The 15,554-nt window shown below is 51.7% G+C and carries 15 protein-coding genes; 7 read left to right on the top strand and 8 right to left on the bottom strand.

The window, feature by feature from the left end; translation table 11 throughout:
• The coding region (gene sbcB / locus IT527_RS07000) for an exodeoxyribonuclease I (RefSeq protein ID WP_292967815.1) at positions 1 to 1,205 on the top strand (1,205 nt) is incomplete at its 5' end.
• Positions 1,205 to 1,921, top strand: coding sequence for a SprT family zinc-dependent metalloprotease (locus IT527_RS06995; RefSeq protein ID WP_292967814.1), 717 nt, complete (start codon positions 1,205 to 1,207; stop codon positions 1,919 to 1,921). The genes sbcB and IT527_RS06995, both read left to right, overlap by 1 nt.
• 29 nt (positions 1,922 to 1,950) lie before the next feature.
• Here the strand turns inward: IT527_RS06995 and glcF are convergent, their stop codons facing one another.
• From glcF to IT527_RS06975, 4 genes are read right to left on the bottom strand one after another with little or no spacing between them, the layout of a single operon-like run.
• Complete coding sequence (glcF, locus tag IT527_RS06990) at positions 1,951 to 3,210, bottom strand: glycolate oxidase subunit GlcF (RefSeq protein ID WP_292967813.1); 1,260 nt, start codon at positions 3,208 to 3,210, stop codon at positions 1,951 to 1,953.
• Positions 3,211 to 3,213: 3 nt separating this feature from the next.
• Positions 3,214 to 4,317: a glycolate oxidase subunit GlcE gene (glcE, locus tag IT527_RS06985; RefSeq protein ID WP_292967812.1), complete on the bottom strand. Its 1,104-nt coding sequence runs from the start codon at positions 4,315 to 4,317 to the stop codon at positions 3,214 to 3,216.
• 3 nt (positions 4,318 to 4,320) lie between these two features.
• Positions 4,321 to 5,775 (bottom strand): FAD-linked oxidase C-terminal domain-containing protein, encoded by a 1,455-nt coding sequence (locus IT527_RS06980; protein ID WP_292967811.1) that lies wholly within the window; start codon positions 5,773 to 5,775, stop codon positions 4,321 to 4,323.
• The gene (locus tag IT527_RS06975) at positions 5,765 to 6,685 is read right to left on the bottom strand and encodes a 2-hydroxy-3-oxopropionate reductase (RefSeq protein WP_292967810.1); all 921 of its coding nucleotides are present in this window, start codon (positions 6,683 to 6,685) and stop codon (positions 5,765 to 5,767) included. Before IT527_RS06975 ends, IT527_RS06980 begins: the two co-directional genes overlap by 11 nt.
• A gap of 160 nt (positions 6,686 to 6,845) precedes the next feature.
• On the opposite strand from IT527_RS06975, the gene rfbA reads away from it, so the two are divergent.
• The 4 genes from rfbA to IT527_RS06955 all read left to right on the top strand — a co-directional run bounded on the left by rfbA (position 6,846) and on the right by IT527_RS06955 (position 10,392).
• On the top strand, positions 6,846 to 7,727 hold the full coding sequence (gene rfbA, locus IT527_RS06970) for a glucose-1-phosphate thymidylyltransferase RfbA (RefSeq protein WP_292967809.1): 882 nt from the start codon (positions 6,846 to 6,848) through the stop codon (positions 7,725 to 7,727).
• Complete coding sequence (gene rfbC / locus IT527_RS06965) at positions 7,727 to 8,272, top strand: dTDP-4-dehydrorhamnose 3,5-epimerase (RefSeq protein WP_292967808.1); 546 nt, start codon at positions 7,727 to 7,729, stop codon at positions 8,270 to 8,272. Before rfbA ends, rfbC begins: the two co-directional genes overlap by 1 nt.
• 28 nt (positions 8,273 to 8,300) lie before the next feature.
• Complete coding sequence (galE, locus tag IT527_RS06960; RefSeq protein WP_292967807.1) at positions 8,301 to 9,308, top strand: UDP-glucose 4-epimerase GalE; 1,008 nt, start codon at positions 8,301 to 8,303, stop codon at positions 9,306 to 9,308.
• Positions 9,309 to 9,474: 166 nt separating this feature from the next.
• Positions 9,475 to 10,392, top strand: a complete 918-nt coding sequence (locus IT527_RS06955; protein WP_292967806.1) for a formate/nitrite transporter family protein — start codon at positions 9,475 to 9,477, stop codon at positions 10,390 to 10,392.
• Between the two features lie 47 nt (positions 10,393 to 10,439).
• Here IT527_RS06955 and IT527_RS06950 read toward each other — a convergent pair whose 3' ends face one another.
• From IT527_RS06950 to IT527_RS06935, 4 genes are read right to left on the bottom strand one after another with little or no spacing between them, the layout of a single operon-like run.
• Positions 10,440 to 11,009: a hypothetical protein gene (locus IT527_RS06950; protein ID WP_292967805.1), complete on the bottom strand. Its 570-nt coding sequence runs from the start codon at positions 11,007 to 11,009 to the stop codon at positions 10,440 to 10,442.
• Complete coding sequence (locus IT527_RS06945; RefSeq protein ID WP_292967804.1) at positions 10,993 to 11,673, bottom strand: SCO family protein; 681 nt, start codon at positions 11,671 to 11,673, stop codon at positions 10,993 to 10,995. Before IT527_RS06945 ends, IT527_RS06950 begins: the two co-directional genes overlap by 17 nt.
• Before the next feature lie 44 nt (positions 11,674 to 11,717).
• Positions 11,718 to 13,196, bottom strand: a complete 1,479-nt coding sequence (locus IT527_RS06940) for a cbb3-type cytochrome c oxidase subunit I (RefSeq protein WP_292967803.1) — start codon at positions 13,194 to 13,196, stop codon at positions 11,718 to 11,720.
• A gap of 43 nt (positions 13,197 to 13,239) precedes the next feature.
• A complete protein-coding gene (locus tag IT527_RS06935; protein WP_292967802.1) occupies positions 13,240 to 13,698 on the bottom strand; it encodes a cytochrome C oxidase subunit II in 459 nt (152 codons plus the stop codon).
• A gap of 424 nt (positions 13,699 to 14,122) precedes the next feature.
• Between IT527_RS06935 and leuC the strand changes: the two genes are divergently transcribed.
• Positions 14,123 to 15,538 carry a 3-isopropylmalate dehydratase large subunit gene (gene leuC, locus IT527_RS06930; RefSeq protein WP_292967801.1) on the top strand — a complete coding sequence of 472 codons (1,416 nt, stop codon included), beginning with the start codon at positions 14,123 to 14,125 and terminating at the stop codon, positions 15,536 to 15,538.
• The last annotated feature ends 16 nt before the right edge of the window (positions 15,539 to 15,554 follow it).

Here is a 15,554-nt window from a genome sequence, read left to right as displayed (position 1 = left end):
GGGTGGGCTATAACACGTTGCGATTCGATGATGAAGTCACCCGGTTTACGCTGTACCGCAATTTTTATGACCCCTATGCGCGTGAATGGCAATCCGGTAATTCGCGCTGGGATGTGATCGATCTTGCCCGTATGACTTTTGCCCTGCGTCCGGAAGGCATCAACTGGCCGGCCAACGGCGAAGGGAAGCCCAGTTTTCGGCTGGAGGACATCACCACAGCCAATGGATTGGTACATGACAGTGCGCATGATGCGTTATCCGATGTCCGGGCGACCATTGCGCTGGCCCGTCTGCTGCGTGACCGGCAACCGCGTCTGTACGACTGGCTGTTTCGTTTGCGTGATAAACGTGCAGCTGGCAACTTGCTTGATCTGAAAACCCGCGCCCCGGTTTTACATACCTCCCGCATGTATCCGGCAGAATACGGCTGCACCACGCTGGTCATGCCGCTGCTGCCTGAAATCGGCAATGCCAACAGTGTGCTGGTTTATGACTTGCGACATGATCCTGCTGAATTTATACAGCTGGATAGCGATGCACTGGCGGAACGTCTTTTTACGCCCAAAGAAGAGCTGGCAGAAGGGCAGCAGCGCCTGCCGGTCAAAGCAGTCAGGCTGAACAAATGTCCGGCACTGGCGCCACAAAAAGTTTTGAATGATGAAATTACCAATCGAATCGGATTGAATATCGAACAATGCCAGCAACACTGGCAACAGTTACTGCAGCATCTGGATTTCATACAACGAATCAGACAGGCGTATTCCGGCAATAAAGTATTGATAGAAAATGATGCCGATCTGGCGTTATACGATGGTTTTGCCAGTGACCACGATCGCAATCTGTTCCCGCTGGTGCGTGATGCAGAACCGGAAAAACTGATTGATCTGGCCGGAAAATTTCAGGATGAGCGGTATATTGAGCTGTTGTTCCGTTATCGTGCCCGCAACTTTCCTGATACCTTATCAGCTCAGGAAAAACACCGCTGGCAAACGCATTGCCGCAGACAGCTTGGTGAAAATGCCATCAATGGCAGCCTGACATTGAATGAATATCACCAGAAACTTTTACAACTGCGAACCGATTGCACACAACAAACACAGCAGGAAATTCTGAACGAACTGGAAGCATGGGGCAGGATGCTGGCGCAGGAAAATGATCTGCCCTGGCCGTCTGATCATTTCGGATCGGAAGAACAGGCTGATTGATGAGCGAACAGATCAGGCTGGAAAATCTTACGATTTTCATGCGGCGCAAGAGAGTGAAACATATTTATTTGAGAGTGCTTGCGCCAGATGGGCAAGTAACGCTGGTTGCTCCAATCGGTATTCAGCTGGCGGCAATACACGCTTTTGCTGTTTCAAAACTCCCCTGGATTCACAAGCAGCAGGCAAAACTGCAGGCGCAGGTCAGGGAAGCACCCCGGCAGTTTATCGGCGGGGAAAGTCATGCTGTATGGGGGCGTCATTACGTGCTGCAGGTGGTGGAAAAACCAGCCGGGCCGTGTGTGCTGATGGATCAGCAGACCATCACCCTGCAGGTGCGCCCCGGTAGTGATCTGTTCAAACGTACTGCCGTAATGCACGCCTGGCACAAATCCCTGTTGCACGCTGTGGTGCCTGAGCTGATCGGAAAATGGCAGGAGCGACTGGGTGTGAGTGTTTCTGCCTATTTTCTGCAGCAGATGAAAACCCGCTGGGGCAGCTGCAATACGAGGCGTCGCCATATCCGGCTGAATACCGATCTGGTGAGAAAACCGCAGGATCTGCTGGAATACGTTGTGGTGCATGAGCTGGTTCACCTGATCGAACCATCGCATAACAAACGGTTTGTCGGGTTGATGGACCAGTATTATCCGGCCTGGCGCGAGGCCGCAGCGGAACTGAACCAGATCCCCCTGTCGGCGGTACGGCCGCGCGGATAGGGGATCAGCCGGATTTTTGATTTCAGCAGTTACCCGGCCAGGGTTTCATCCAGCAGTTCAATCCAGTGGCGCACAGGCAGCGAAGTGCCGCCTTGCAGATGCATCTGGCAGCCGATATTGGCGGTAACTACCAGATCAGGGTTTTCCATGGTTAATGCGGCGATTTTGTTGTCGCGCAACTGGCGGGAAAGTTTGGGCTGCAGGATGGAATAGGTGCCTGCTGAGCCGCAGCAGAGGTGGGGATCAGCCACTTTGGTCAGGTTGAAGCCTGCCGCCTGCAGAACCGGTTCGACTTTTCCTTTCAGTTTCATGCCGTGCTGCAAGGTACAGGGGGCGTGAAAGGCAAGATTGCGTGGAGGTGAGGATTTCGATGTCGCTTTTTCTGCTTCCAGTAGCGGGATCAGTGTGGAAGCTTCGGCCGTGATGATTTCGCTGATATCCCGGGTCAGGCTGGAGATCTTTGCAGCTTTTTCAGCATAATCCGGATCGTGTTGCAGCAGGTGTCCGTAATCCCTGACAGTAACACCGCAGCCGCTGGCCGTGATGATGATAGCTTCAACCGGATTCTCGGATCGCGTGACAAAAGGCCACCAGGCGTCAATATTGTGGCGCATGGCGTTTAATCCTTCCTCCTGCGCATTGAGGTGGTAGGCAAGCGCGCCGCAGCAGCCGGCCTGTTCTGCAGTCATCACTGCAATACCGAGCCTGTCCAGTACGCGTGTGGTAGCGTGGTTGGTGTTGGGTGTCATTGCCGGCTGTACGCAACCGGCGAGTATCAGCATGGAGCGTGTGTGGATTTTACCGGAGGGATTGCGGGCAGTTACCGGTTCCGGGAATATCGTCCTTTTCAGGCGGGCAGGGAGTAGTGGCCGGCCCATACGGGCAACACCCATGAGCGTACTGAAAAGGGTGCGGTTAGGCAGCAATTTGCGCAGGGCGTAACGCTTGAAGGTGGCATAAGGGGTGCGCCGGATTTGCTGTTCAACCATGCCCCGGCCGATGTCGAGCAGGTGTCCGTACTGTACCCCGGATGGACAGGTGGTTTCACAGGCGCGGCAGGTCAGGCAGCGATCAAGATGCAGCTGCGTTTTTTCAGTGACTTCCTGGCCTTCCAGCATCTGCTTGATCAGGTAAATTCGTCCGCGCGGACTGTCCAGCTCGTTTCCCAGCAGCTGATAGGTGGGGCAGGTGGCGAGGCAGAAGCCGCAATGCACACAGCTGCGCAGAATGGCGTCGGCTTCCTTGCCTTCCGGCGTGTCTTTGATCAGGTCAGTCAAACGGGTTTGCATGGTTTAAAACTCGGTATACAGTCGTTGCGGATTGAGGATACCTGCCGGATCGAACTGCTGTTTCAGACGCTGGTGGATTTTCAGCAGAGCAGGGGAAAGCGGGTGAAATACAGGAATCGCTGTTTTATTGCTGTGAAACAGGGTGGCGTGACCACCGGCATTTGAGGCTTGCTGGCGTATTGCCGCTGTATCAGTATTTTCATCTGTTACCAGCCAGCGCAATGCGCCACCCCATTCGATCAGCTGTTCACCCGGCAGTGAAAGCGGGGGAGTGGTCGGCTTGATCGACAGGCGCCACAGCGATTTGCCATTTAATTTTCCCTGCCGGAAAAATGGATGAACGTGATCTCTGACAGATTCCCAGAAATTTTCTTTGTCACTTGCCTGGTCTTTGATTTCATCCCCTCCCAGTCTGGCATGCGCCGTGCGCACGGCGGATTCGGTACCGGAAAGTCGGATGTAAAGCTGATCATTATGAAAACAGGTGGCGGAAACCGGCAGTGGTTCAGCCGAGCAGCGTCGCATAATTTTAATTGCCTGATCCGGAATGGTTTGAATACACAGGGTGCGTTCTACAGCCGGTTTGGGAAGTACCTTGAGCGATATTTCGAGCAGTACGCCCAGTGTACCCATGGCACCTGTCATGAGACGGGAAACATCATAACCGGCAACGTTCTTCATTACCCGTCCGCCAAAAGACAGAATATCACCCTTGCCATCGAGCAATCTGGTGCCCAGCACATAATCACGTACAGCACCGGTGTAGGCGCGTCTGGGGCCGGACAATCCGGCTGCGACACACCCGCCCAGTGTGGCGGCAGCACCGAAATGAGGGGGATCGAAAGCCAGCATCTGACCGTGGTCGTGCAGCAGCTTTTCCAGTTCGGCCAGCGGTGTTCCGGAGCGGGCTGTGATCACCAGTTCGCTCGGTTCATAATCAACGATGCCCTGCCAGGCGGACGTATCGAGTACGGAAGAATGCTGTAACGCCTGCGGATTGCCGTAAAAATCCTTGCTGCCGCCACCGCGAATACGCAGCGGCTGCTTGTTTTCGGCAGCCTGTATAACAGGCTGGATAAGCTGATCGAGGATGGTTTGATCTTGCATGGATTAAAACCTGGGTATATCCGGAAATTTTTCAGTGCCCCGGTGGACATGCATCGCTCCAAATTCGGCACAGCGGTGCAGCTCGGGAATCGCTTTACCCGGATTGAGCAGCGATTGCGGATCGAATGCTGCTTTGATCGCATGGAACCGGTTGCGCTCGGCATCACTGAACTGCAGGCACATCTGGTCGAGTTTCTCGATTCCCACGCCGTGTTCGCCGGTCAGTGATCCGCCTGCTTCAATACAGATTTCCAGGATACGGGCACCGAATGCTTCTGCTTTTTGCAGTTCACCTGGCTGGTTGGCATCGTACAGAATCAGCGGGTGCAGGTTACCGTCTCCCGCATGAAATACATTCATACAGCGCAGGCCATACTCTGCTGAAAGCTGTTCAATCTGTTCCAGCACGTGTGCCAGATGCTTGCGTGGAATGGTGCCATCCATGCAGTAATAATCCGGTGAAACCCGACCGGCTGCTGGGAAGGCGGCTTTTCGTCCGGCCCAGAAGCGCTGCCGCTCGGCTTCATCCTGCGCAAGGCTGATCCGGGTAGCACCGCTTGCCTGCAGAATGGTGCGTATCCGCCCGATTTCATCAGCAACTTCTTCTGCCGTACCATCGGATTCACACAGCAGAATTGCTGCCCCTTCGAGGTCGTAACCCGCATGCACGAAATCTTCGACGGCATGAATGGTGATCTTGTCCATCATTTCCATACCGGCCGGAATGATACCGGCCTGAATGACACTGGCGACAGCCTCGCCGGCTTTCCTGACATCGTCGAACACCGCCATGACCAGTTTTACCGTTTCCGGTTTGGGCAGCAGTCTGACCGTAATCTCGGTGACGATCCCCAGCATGCCTTCGCTGCCCGTCATCAGTGCGAGCAGATCGAAACCGGGGCTGTCGAGTGCATCTGCACCAATTTCCAGTATGTCTCCTTCGATTGTCAGCACACGCAAACGTAAAATGTTATGAACAGTCAGCCCGTATTTGAGACAGTGCACGCCTCCCGAATTTTCTGCCACATTGCCGCCGATGCTGCAGGCAATCTGGGAGGAAGGATCAGGCGCGTAATACATCCCGTAAGGTGTGGCCGCTTCGCTGATGGCCAGGTTACGGACGCCCGGCTGCACACGCGCAGTACAGGCAGCAGAGTCAATTTCCAGAATGCGGTTCAGCCTGGCCAGTGACAGCAGTACACCTTCCGCAAGAGGCAGTGCTCCACCGGACAGGCCGGTGCCGGAACCACGTGCTACCACCGGAACACGCCCGCTATGGCAAATTTTCAGGATGGCGGCAATTTCAGCTTCCGTGCGTGGCAGTACGACAACCATCGGCAGCTGCCGGTAGGCAGACAGAGCATCGCATTCATACGGCCTTAAATCTTCTGCTTCGTACAGCACGGCTTCTTCAGGCAGAAACTGGCGGAAGGCTTCGATCAGCTGCTTACGATTCATGAGAGGCTGTAGTGGATGGATGGATCGTATGTCCGGCCAGTTTTTCGAGGATGCGTACAATAGCCGAGCTGTCCTGCTGCGCGTCTCCGTGTGCAACGCAGGCGTTATAAAGCGATTGGGTCAGTGCAGTGCCCGGCAGGCTGACGCCCAGTTCCGTAGCGCAATCCAGTGCGATTCCCAGATCCTTCATATGCAGATCGATCCGGAAACCGGGAGTAAAGGTATGCTTGAGCATGCGTTCACCATGAACTTCCAGAATGCGTGAAGCAGCAAATCCACCCAGCAGTGCCTGTCTGACCCGGTTTGGGTCCGCGCCGGCCCTGGAGGCGAATACCAGTGCTTCGGCCACGGCTTCAAGCGTCAGGGCCGCGATGATCTGGTTGGCTGCCTTGCAGACCTGGCCCGTGCCCGGTTCACCGATTCGTGTAATGGTTTTTCCCATTAATGCCAGTATCGGTTCGATTTTCGCAAAAACTGCTTCGGTTGCTCCGACCATGATGGTCAGTGTGGCGTTGCGGGCGCCAATATCGCCACCCGATACCGGAGCATCCGCGTACTCGTGGCCGATCTGCCTGATCCGTGTAACGAAATCCCGGGTTCTGACCGGTGAGATCGTACTCATATCGATAATGATTTTTGATTGGGCCGGATTTGTGGACAGGCCTGATATGACCCCGTTTTCAGCAAACAGTACTTTTTCGACGTCCGGTGTATCCGGCAGCATCAGGATGATGATATCCGCTCGTTCAGCCACATCCCCGGGGGCGGGGCAGGCAACCCCGCCCAGGGATGTCAATTCATCCGGTACGCCACTGCGGGAATGAAGGTAAACCGGGTAACCTCCCCGGATGAGATGGCCGGCCATGGGTTTTCCCATGATGCCCAGACCGATAAAACCGATATTTGTCATACAAACGATATGATTGAAAAAATAAAGCTTTATCTGCTTTCTGGCGATCCTGATAAAACGGGTACACTGTGACCGGCTGACAGCACACTGGATCAGTCAGCTGGCTGTAGTATAGCAGCCAGCGTTTTATGGCCTGAAAGAACATTCAAGAAATCAATATATGACACGCAAAGGCATTATTCTTGCCGGGGGTTCCGGTACCCGTTTGCATCCGGCCACGCTTGCACTGAGCAAGCAGCTGCTGCCGGTTTTCGATAAACCCATGATTTACTATCCGCTCAGTACCCTGATGCTGGCGGGCATACGCGACATACTTATCATCAGTACGCCGCAGGATACTCCGCGTTTTCAGCAGCTGCTGGGTGATGGCGACCAGTGGGGTCTGAATCTGCAATACGCGGTACAACCCTCACCCGATGGTCTTGCCCAGGCTTTTCTGATTGGAGAGGATTTCATTGGTAACCATCCTTCCGCACTGGTGCTGGGAGATAATATCTTCTATGGCCATGATCTCCAGCAGTTGCTGGCCAATGCAATGGCGCGCCCCGACGGAGCGACAGTATTTGCTTACCACGTACATGATCCGGAACGCTACGGAGTTGTTGAATTTGATACTGATGGCAAAGCGCTGTCTCTGGAGGAAAAACCCGCACAACCCAAATCCGGCTATGCAGTGACGGGACTTTATTTCTATGACAACCGGGTTGCCGGTTTTGCTAAAGCGCTTAAGCCTTCGGCACGCGGCGAACTGGAAATTACCGATCTCAATCGGTTTTATCTTGAACAGGGTAATCTCGGTGTGGAAATCATGGGTCGCGGCTATGCCTGGCTGGATACCGGCACCCATGAATCGTTGCTTGATGCCAGCCAGTTCATCGCCACCCTGGAAAATCGGCAGGGGTTAAAAGTTGCCTGTCCCGAAGAGATTGCTTACCGGCAACGCTGGATAGATGCAGCGCAACTGGAAACACTGGCCCGGCCTTTGGCCAGAAACGGGTATGGCAGGTATCTGCTGAGAATTCTCAGGGAGAATGTATTCTGATGAAGGCTGTATCACTTACTATCCCTGATGTTGTGCTCATTGAGCCCAAGGTGTTTGGTGACGGGCGCGGTTTCTTTTTTGAAAGTTTTAACCAGGCCGGGTTTGAAAAAGCGGTTAATCGATCTGTCCGGTTTGTGCAGGACAATCACAGCCGCAGCATGAGACATGTTCTGCGCGGCCTGCATTACCAGATTCAGCAGCCGCAAGGCAAGCTGGTGCGCGTGGTGCAGGGCGAGGTGTTTGATGTGGCTGTCGATCTGCGCAAAAGCAGCCCGACCTTTGGTCAATGGGTCGGCCAGGTTCTTTCTGCAGAAAACAAACATCAGCTCTGGATCCCGGAAGGGTTTGCCCACGGTTTTACTGTGCTGAGTGATACCGCTGAATTCCTCTACAAGACAACAGACTACTACGCGCCTGCTTATGAGCGTTGTATACGCTGGGACGATATTACCCTCAATATCACCTGGCCCGCGGGTATTCAGCCGGTCCTGTCCGCTAAGGATGCCGGGGGAGTGTCATTTGCTCGGGCAGAGGTGTTTGATTGAGATGGATTCGGAAAAGAGGAAAACAGATATGAATGTTCTTGTTACCGGTGGCGCCGGCTATATTGGCTCACATACCTGCGTGGAATTACTGACAGCCGGCTATGGAGTTGTGGTACTGGATAATTTTTGTAATAGCCACCCGGAAGCATTGCGCCGTGTTGAGCGGATTACCGGTAAAAAACCGGTTGTGGTAAATGGCGATGTACGGGATCAGGCTGCAATAGAAAAAGCCTTGAAAGAATACGGATGCGAAGCAGTGATTCATTTTGCCGGACTCAAGGCGGTGGGTGAGTCAGTCGGGAAACCGCTCGAATATTATGACAACAACGTTGTCGGCACACTGCGGCTGCTGGCTGCAATGCAGAATTGTGGTATTGGTACACTGGTTTTCAGCTCCTCGGCGACGGTTTATGGTGAGCCGCAGCGGTTACCCCTGACGGAAGATCATCCGCTGTCTGCTACCAATCCCTATGGCCGCAGCAAGCTGATCATTGAGGATATATTGCGTGATGTATATCAGGCGGATTCCCAATTCCGTATTGCTATTCTGCGTTACTTTAACCCCGTTGGTGCACATGAAAGCGGGCTGATTGGTGAAGATCCACAGGGTATTCCCAACAACCTGATGCCATTCGTTGCCCAGGTTGCGGTAGGGCGGCGTGAATATCTGAACGTGTGGGGAAGTGATTATCCGACCCATGATGGTACAGGTGTACGGGATTACATCCATGTTGTGGATCTTGCACTGGGGCATCTCAGCGCGCTGGATCGTCTTGCTGCGCCGCAATGTGTGGCAGTCAATCTGGGTACGGGGACGGGCTACAGTGTGCTGGATGTGGTTAACGCTTTTGAAAAAGCCTGCGATCGGAAAATCGCCTGCCAGCTGGCACCCAGGCGGGCCGGTGATGTGGCTGCCTGTTATGCCAACCCTGCCCTTGCCAGGGAACTTCTGGGGTGGGAAGCGCAACGTGATCTGGCTGCGATGTGCAGGGATCACTGGCGCTGGCAGAAGAATAATCCGGAAGGATATGCGTGAATCCGTGCCGTGGTGGAGTATTACCACAGATGGCCGTAACCTGCTAAATTCGCAGAACTATTTGCTTGCTGGGCATCTTGAGTTATGTCAGAATCCTGCCCGCCGTGCGTGAATTGCACAGCTTATTCATCATACATTCCCTCAATTAATCTATCTTGAAAAGAATATGAAAGAATCTGAACAACCTTCGATCATCTCGCATGAACGAGTCATTCAATCGGGTATTGCTGCGGAAACCATGTCGGCGGGTGGCTCTGCGATGGGTGCAGCTCCGGCTAAAGTGAGTAATGAGCCAACTGCAGTGATTGACAGTGTTACACCCGTTCAAATGGGAAGTGATCTTGTCGAGGATGCAACGAAAAAGAAAAAATTTAAAGTTGGCCAGATTCTGGTAAGAGGTTTTTTATGCACACCTTTTCTGGCTTATGCCACGGCGTTGTGTGCATTGCTGGTATCACAGGGTTGGCCAACGGCCGCTGCGGGTCTGTTGTTCCCGGTGGGTTACGTTATGCTGTCAATACTGGGCCTGGAAATGGCAACAGGCAGTTTTTCCGTGATGCCAATGGGGTTCTTTGCCGGCAGATTTGGATTGGGCAGTGTAATCCGCAACTGGATCTGGACATTTATAGCCAATCTGATCGGCGGTATTTTCTTTGCATTTTTGCTGTGGTTCTCACTGACCAAGGGGGGGGCTGTTGAACCGCCGGGGGTACTTACGACACTGGCGCATCTCGCCGAGAAGAAAGCTTCTTACTCGGGGTATGGAGTAAATGGCTGGGTTGCAGCGATTGGAATGGGAATACTGTGTAACTGGCTGGTGAGTCTTGCTCCGGTTTTTGCCAAGGGATCGCGCAGTGTGCCTGGCAAGGTCATGCTGATGTGGCTGCCACTGGCGACCTTCTTCTCACTTGGTTTTGAGCACGCAGTGGTAAATATGTTTGTTTTCCCGATTGGGATACTGTCGGGGGCTGATGTAACCATTTCCCAATGGTGGCTGTGGAATCAAATCCCGGTAACGATAGGAAATATGCTGGGCGCAGTCATATTCAATTCAACCTTGTGGTATCGCACACACAGTGCATAACACGGGACCTGCAGTGATCTGTTTAAAACCGGATCACTGCAGGTTTTTCAGGTATTGATGATTCTGGTTCCAAATGTGACACGAAGAGTCCAGGTGATTGCCCAGGCGCTTCCGGCCAGTAGCAGTAATTGCCCTAAAACACGCTGATCACTCAAGAGGTAATTGGCACAGAGTCGATCAGGCAGATCAAGGTAAAGCCACCCTAAACGCATAAAAGTTGCCCAGAATTCCAGTTTGAGAACACCCTGAGCAATTGGGTTGAGCTGAGGCCAGCTGACTCCCAATGCAATACCCATCGCCGGGATGGTAATAAATTTAGCCAGTTCAGCGTACCACTCAGCTACAGCTGCATCCAGTGCACGTGGCAACATCCAGTAAGTCATGATGGCAATAGCGAAAACCATGCCCGTTATACCCCATCGGTTCCATGGAGCTAATTGATTACCCCAGTTTTCGGGCAATGCCCTGCCGAGAAACCATCCGATAACTGCCAGTGCCGGTATCTGGACAAGCATGTGCGTTACCATGCTTTGCTCCAGAAATTTCTGCATTGGAGGGAGGGCGAGTATTACCAGCGCTGCCACGGGCAGCCATTCCATTTTAATTGTCAGATGCATTTTCCCTGTCCTCCAGAGCCTGGTTAAGGTAACTGCGAAGTTCATCCATCTCATCTACCCCGAATATGGCGATCAGCTTTCCGTCCGGGCTGATGATGTGATAGCCGGCAGAATGGGTATAGCCGCCGTATTCGTCAGGGATAACGACGACTTTAAAGAAATCCAGAATCGCTTTTTTTTGAGATTCGCTGGTGGGTCGGAGAGCCATCCAGTTTGTGAAGTCAGCAGAAAAATGACTCAGGTGCTCTTTTAATCTTTGGGGGGTATCTTTTTCCGGATCAAAGCTGATACTGAGAAAACGCAGCCTGTCAGATTTTCCCGCGGCGGAAAAATCTTTTTGCAAATTCCTAAGGTTGCTGCTGAGTATCAGACATACACTGGGGCAACTGGTGTAGATAAAATCCACAACGATGAAATGCCCGTGCCAATCTTGAAAGGTGAAGGGTTCTGCTTCCTGATTTTGTAATTGCCAGTCAGGCACAGGGCGGGGATTTTCACGGATTTCAAGGCGGCGCGCTTCTTCTGCTGTAAAAGCGCGCCCTCCGTCAGTACTTATCCAAAGAATGAGCGTTCCTGCGAGTGCGATGAAAAGCGTTGCCAGGAAAGTCCTCACTCCTTTTCCTCCTTTATGGTGAGGTGTGTCGACTGCCTTTTCAGATGCCAACAATCGCACACTTTATTCAGTGAGCGATTGTTGGGCTTTCTGTTTTAGCGGGGATTGCTGGCGCCAGGCAAACTTACCAGTGCGCGAACAATGAAGAATAACATCCCGATTACTACTAGTGAAGCAGCAACTGTACCTACCTGAGCATAACCTACCCATTCAGGCAAATGAGCTGCCCAGCGGCGGGGAATGCTGTTTGCTCCGCTGGCCAGGAAGACCATGGATGTCATGAAGGCACCGATCAGATAAGCATAGAAACCAAGGTTGTCAACAGTTTTGGTTTCTTCCTTGCTGTCACCTTCGCCTGTCAGATAATAAGTAAACCCGATAATCATGGGCAGCAAACCAATCAGAAGATAGAAATGAAAATGTCCTGGCACCCACAATGTGTTATGGAAGGTACGGTTTACGGTAATCATTGCATCCAGAATAGCCGGAACGACACCAGCTCCCCAGCCAAACATGGATAAGACTAACAGTTTGGCTGTGGTACTCCATTTGATGCCCGAACGATATACGATCATTAAAGCGCCGTAACCGGTAACGACCATAACCGGGATACCACTACCAAAGGAGAGTATCTGTGCAGCGATAAGTGCCCATGAAGGCATTGGAAAGTCCATCATAAGGTGATGCGGGTAGACACCCATTACCATGAATACGATGGCAAACCAGGCTGCATAGAATGGCTTGTTGGTTTTCCATGGACGGCCGGTGAAGCGTGGCAGCAGTTCATAAACAGCAATGACTGATGCGTAGATGGTGGCATTGATGATGACATGACCGAAGAAATAGATCAGATTTTTCATCAACAGAGCATCCGGCTTGAATTCCGGGTAATACAGATTGATCAGGCCCATAACCAGTACCACAGCACCGGCTGCAATACCCAGGAAATTGACGATCAGTACCATTGTGCTGGCAACTACGGCTGCAGGATGTTTGTAATCTACCGGCTCTTTACCAAAAAGCTGGGTAAGACCCAATGCACGAGCCAGGCTGCCGTAACGTGCCAGAATGGCGCGACCAAAATCCAGATAGAGGATCAGCAGACCAACACCGATGATGAGCACCCCTAGCTGGAAAAGTGCTGCGGCACCATTTGACCAGGCTCCCATTGAAATGGCGGGCAGAGGATAGAGAAAAGTCCAGGCGCCACCATATTTACCCACAAAAATGGAACCGAGGATCATGACGACCCCGGTCAGGAAAATAATGAAATTTGTCCAGAAAATACCATTGCTTAAGCGAACATACTGACGCAGAAAGTACCACTGAACGCCAGTTGATGCGATTACTGCCGCACCGACAACGCCTACGCCATGTACCGTCATGATCTGATAGAACAGATCTGCACCAATTTCCAGCCAGGTGCCTTGTGCTGCCCGCATGGTCAACCCGCCGAGCATCATCAGTAAAAACACCAGTAAACCCGCTATCAGGTGAGCCTTGACAGCGATCAGTGCATTCCGATTCACTGAATCGGAATACTCAATCTTCCCACTTGTTTCTGCTGCACTCATTGTATCCTCCAATATGTTCTTAACTTTGTTAATGCCGGATTAGTTACTCTACGGTCAATTCGGAAATCATGGCGTGGTGTGCCAGGCCGCAATATTCCAGACAAAGAATCTTGAATTTTCCCGGTTTATCAAATGTGTGAATAAGCTTGTTGGTATAACCAGGCATAGCTTGAGTTTGTGCAACGAGTTTCAGGTTTTCGTCATAGATACCAAAGCCATGGTTAACATCTGCAGCAGATACCTGAAATTCGACCGGCTGACCTGCTTTAATCGTGACAGGAGCGATGTTCCAGTACCACTGGTGACCATCTACAGTCACAACCTGGTATTCACTGCTTGAGTATTCTTTTTTCTGATCCGGAAGTGGAAATGGATTCAGTGAAAGGAAAGTGATGGTGATTCCCAGTGTAATCAGGAAAAGAAACCATTTACTGCGAAATCCATACCACTTTTTTGTGACTGACTGATAGTCAGCCTCGGCTTCCTTGGAGTTGACGATCACAAAATAAAAAACCGCTATGATCAAGCCTATACACGTAAGTGTAATGGCATAAACTGTTGAGACCATTTGAAATTACCCCCTCTATTTGTTGTTAAATGGCGCGCGGAATTTACCTTCGATAAAGGTTGCTGTCAACTAATTATTGAGGTGAGAAAAATCCATTTTTGCCTTGTGGTTTATTGAGTTAGCGTTACTGGCCTGATTATTTTTTTATGTGGCGGACGGGTATTAGTCTGGTGTTTTTCTTGCTGTAAAATATGCCATTGTATTGGGTGGTATTCGTGCTGATCTGTAAACACAGCCATTAAATACAGCTTTTGAAGTGTATTGAATGACAACTTGCCGGGTAAACAGTGAATCTGTTACTTGCACAGGCTTTATGGGATAATTTCGCGCACATGAAACCGGCACTCGTAATTGGAAAATGAAAACGTTATACGACAAACTCTGGAACGATCATATTGTGCACTCGGAATCGGATGATCCGAATGGCATGGTAATTCTCTATATTGATCGTCATTTGGTACATGAAGTTACCAGCCCGCAGGCATTTGAGAGTTTGAAACTGGCTGGCCGAAAACCCTGGCGAACTGATTCGATTCTGGCTGTGGCTGATCACAATGTGCCGACAACGGATCGAAGCAAGGGTATCAGGGATCCGGTATCTCGTTTGCAGATTGAAACTCTGGATCAAAACTGTGAAGAATTTGCCATTACAGAATTCAAAATGAATGATGAGCGCCAGGGAATCGTTCATGTAATCGGTCCCGAGCAGGGAGCAACTTTACCCGGCATGACAGTGGTGTGTGGCGATTCTCATACCAGTACACACGGAGCGTTTGGCTGTCTGGCTTTTGGCATTGGGACTTCTGAAGTTGAACATGTCCTGGCGACACAGTGTCTGGTTGCCCGCAAATCTAAAACGATGCTTGTCAGGGTTGAGGGTGATTTGCCTCCCGGGATAACGGCCAAGGATATTGCACTGGCTGTTATCGGTGAGATAGGTACTGCTGGTGGCACGGGCTACGCTATTGAATTTGCGGGCAGCGCGATACGATCACTTTCCATGGAAGGCCGGATGACGCTGTGCAACATGGCAATCGAAGCGGGTGCACGTGCCGGCATGGTGGGTGTGGATGAGGTAACGATCAGTTATATTAAGGGGCGGCCCTTTGCCCCACAGGGTGATTTATGGGATCGGGCAGTCGCTCGCTGGCGCACTTTGATCAGCGATGAAGGTGCGATCTTTGATCGGATGGTTGAGCTGAAAGCCACCGACATTAAGCCACAGGTGACCTGGGGGACTTCTCCGGAAATGGTAGCCTCGGTTGATGGTTATGTACCTGATCCCGCGGAAATCAGTGATCCGACTAAACGTAACGATATTGAACATGCGCTGCAGTATATGGGGCTGAAGCCAAAGATGCCCATTCAGGAAATCTCCCTGGATAAAATTTTTATTGGATCCTGTACCAACTCGCGCATAGAAGATTTGCGTGCGGCAGCGGATGTTATTAAAGGAAAACAAATTGCTCCCAATATCAAGCTGGCATTGGTGGTTCCCGGCTCCGGCCTGGTTAAGTCTATGGCGGAGAAAGAAGGGCTGGATAAGGTTTTTCTGTCGGCCGGGTTTGAATGGCGTGAGCCCGGGTGTTCAATGTGTCTGGCGATGAATGATGACAGGTTATTGCCGGGAGAACGCTGTGCGTCGACTTCCAATCGTAATTTTGAAGGTCGGCAGGGGCCGGGTGGCCGAACGCACTTGGTTAGCCCGGCTATGGCGGCTGCAGCTGCCATAGCCGGACATTTTGTTGATATCCGTTCTTTTTCCGTTAAATAAAATTTTTTAGGAGATT

Source organism: Nitrosomonas sp., assembly GCF_020852615.1.
GTDB lineage: Bacteria > Pseudomonadota > Gammaproteobacteria > Burkholderiales > Nitrosomonadaceae > Nitrosomonas.
This window is presented reverse-complemented; position numbering and strand designations above follow the sequence as displayed.

Bases quoted from the DNA above. Each gene is read 5' to 3' on its own strand.
- glcF (WP_292967813.1), bottom strand. From the start codon at position 3,210: ATGCAAACCCGTTTGACTGACCTGATCAAAGACACGCCGGAAGGCAAG.
- galE (WP_292967807.1), top strand. From the start codon at position 8,301: ATGAATGTTCTTGTTACCGGTGGCGCCGGCTATATTGGCTCACATACC.
- rfbC (WP_292967808.1), top strand. From the start codon at position 7,727: ATGAAGGCTGTATCACTTACTATCCCTGATGTTGTGCTCATTGAGCCC.
- IT527_RS06940 (WP_292967803.1), bottom strand. From the start codon at position 13,196: ATGAGTGCAGCAGAAACAAGTGGGAAGATTGAGTATTCCGATTCAGTG.
- rfbA (WP_292967809.1), top strand. From the start codon at position 6,846: ATGACACGCAAAGGCATTATTCTTGCCGGGGGTTCCGGTACCCGTTTG.
- IT527_RS06995 (WP_292967814.1), top strand. From the start codon at position 1,205: ATGAGCGAACAGATCAGGCTGGAAAATCTTACGATTTTCATGCGGCGC.
- IT527_RS06955 (WP_292967806.1), top strand. From the start codon at position 9,475: ATGAAAGAATCTGAACAACCTTCGATCATCTCGCATGAACGAGTCATT.
- IT527_RS06975 (WP_292967810.1), bottom strand. From the start codon at position 6,685: ATGACAAATATCGGTTTTATCGGTCTGGGCATCATGGGAAAACCCATG.
- IT527_RS06980 (WP_292967811.1), bottom strand. From the start codon at position 5,775: ATGAATCGTAAGCAGCTGATCGAAGCCTTCCGCCAGTTTCTGCCTGAA.
- IT527_RS06950 (WP_292967805.1), bottom strand. From the start codon at position 11,009: ATGCATCTGACAATTAAAATGGAATGGCTGCCCGTGGCAGCGCTGGTA.
- glcE (WP_292967812.1), bottom strand. From the start codon at position 4,317: ATGCAAGATCAAACCATCCTCGATCAGCTTATCCAGCCTGTTATACAG.
- leuC (WP_292967801.1), top strand. From the start codon at position 14,123: ATGAAAACGTTATACGACAAACTCTGGAACGATCATATTGTGCACTCG.